This window comes from Shewanella sp. SG41-4, assembly GCF_014164505.1.
Lineage (GTDB): Bacteria > Pseudomonadota > Gammaproteobacteria > Enterobacterales > Shewanellaceae > Shewanella.
In genome coordinates this window covers 1-442 of record NZ_JACJFI010000756.1, presented here as the reverse complement: position 1 = coordinate 442, position 442 = coordinate 1, and the positions used below count along the sequence as shown (strand labels likewise).

Below are 442 nucleotides of genomic sequence, written 5' to 3'. Positions count from 1 at the left end.
GTTACTGAATTTCTAGATGAAATTGAGCGTCGTGGTATTGAATATGCGCCAGACTTTTTCACCTTAGACAGTTCCGATGGTGGTACTGGCGCAGCCCCACAAGCCTTAATGGATAATGTCGGCTTACCATTGCGCCAAAGTTTACCGTTACTGGTTGATTTACTGAATGAACGCGGCTTTAAACAACGTATTAAAGTGATTGCGACCGGTAAAATGATCATGCCGTCATACGTGGCATGGGCATTAGCCACTGGCGCCGACTTTATTGCTTCCGCTCGTGGAAACATGTTTGCTTTAGGTTGTATTCAATCGCTACAGTGCAACCAAGACACCTGCCCAACCGGTATAACGACCCATAATATACGATTGCAAAAAGGCTTGGATCCAAAAGATAAATCGGCGCGAGTCGCAAACTACAATCATTTCTTACATTACGATTTAA

Annotated in this window: 1 protein-coding gene; it reads left to right on the top strand. The window is 44.1% G+C overall.

The window, feature by feature from the left end:
- Positions 1-442: glutamate synthase-related protein (locus H5202_RS23695; protein ID WP_259397472.1), on the top strand; the 442-nt coding region annotated here is incomplete at both ends.